The 1411-nt window shown below is 47.1% G+C and carries 1 protein-coding gene; it reads right to left on the bottom strand.

What is annotated here, in order from left to right; translation table 11 throughout:
- Positions 1–250 precede the first annotated feature (250 nt).
- Positions 251–1315: an IS110 family RNA-guided transposase gene (locus G497_RS0112545; protein ID WP_027188393.1), complete on the bottom strand. Its 1065-nt coding sequence runs from the start codon at positions 1313–1315 to the stop codon at positions 251–253.
- Between the last annotated feature and the right edge of the window lie 96 nt (positions 1316–1411).

Below are 1411 nucleotides of genomic sequence, written 5' to 3'. Positions count from 1 at the left end.
ATCTTATGTGGCCCCTTGTCAAGTCAGCACAAGATTGTTTTGTATTTTGCCTTTCACTTCATTAGAAAAGCCTTTAATATTAGTTTGTTGTGTGTAGCCGTAGCCTGTTAATAGTAATAGCAGTATCTTATTCGAGCCTGGTGCTCAGTGTATCATTCGATACGGAGGGTTTTGCGCATTTTGACGTAGCAGCCAAGCTGCATCCCTGCGTCGCGCCTTTTCCCTGTTCAGTGTGCTGCAGGCACACCGTCTACTGTGAAGAAGCCCGATAGGGCCGTTGTTCCACAGAGATTCGCCAAAGTACCAATAAAAATTTGCGAGCTACAGCAACGATTGCCTTTTGTGCAAGTCCGGTGCGAGAGTAAATTCGGTTATAAAGCTCTTGTGCTCTTGGGTCTTTTTTCTTCCAAAGCCAAGCCCCTTCCACCAAAACGCTCCGTAAATATTGTTGCCCATTTGGTCTGGTGCGGGTCGTATTTTTGGTGTGCCCACTTTGCAGCGTAATAGGCGCAAGGCCTATATATGCCGCAATTTGTTCTGCACTCTTAAAGCGTTCCGGTCTAAAAATTTCAACAGTAAACGCATGAGATATAGTTTCCCCAACGCCTGGAATACTTTTGAGGCATTCCACTCTTTGCTGCTGCCCCGTGTTTTTAACCTCCTGGGCAAGAAGAGAGGCAAGATGTTGTTGCCGAGATTGATACAATGCAAGCATTTGCAGCAGGCTATCTAAAAGAGCGCGAAGCAAAGGGGTAAGTGGCATCGCCTTGAGAGCCTCGATAGAAATCTTGCTCCAATGCTGTAACCCAGCAGGTTCGGCAATACCGTTCTCAAGAAGGAAGGACTTAACTTCCTGTTTTTGCTTGCGCATTAAATAGCCCATGGCTTGACGCATTCTTTCCACTTTGCGTAAAGCATGCTCTTGCCGTGTTGGGATGGCAATGGACTGTAGCATTCCCTTAGCGGCATATTCCGCAAGTTTTCGACTGTCTAGCCGATCTGTTTTGGCCCCTGCCGTAACAGGACGAGGAATGCGAGATGGTGCCACCACCATCACTGGAATAGAGTTTTCTTGACAAGCCCAGGCTAAGGTAAAACCCGTGGGGCCTGCTTCATAAACCAAAAGGTCGATAGTTTCTGCGAAACGCAGAATGGCCGTAAAAGTAGCTTTGGCATCGGCTGGGCAGACAAAGCTTTTGCTCAGCCCGTCAGAACGCAACACTGTAACAGCATTGGTGTTTTTATGTGCATCAATGCCCACAACACATGAAGTTCCCTCTTGCGCCTTACCGATGATTTTTGCTACCTTATTCATGTTGGTCTCCTTCGCCACGAAGAGCAGTTATTGCTGCGTTAGTAACACTGTTGGTATATTGCACCAACTTGTGGGTGGGAGGCCAACATTTTATTT

Source organism: Desulfovibrio cuneatus DSM 11391 (assembly GCF_000430005.1).
Taxonomy (GTDB): domain Bacteria; phylum Desulfobacterota; class Desulfovibrionia; order Desulfovibrionales; family Desulfovibrionaceae; genus Frigididesulfovibrio; species Frigididesulfovibrio cuneatus.
Note: the sequence above shows the minus strand (reverse complement) of the source record. Positions and strands in the feature narration are given on the sequence as shown.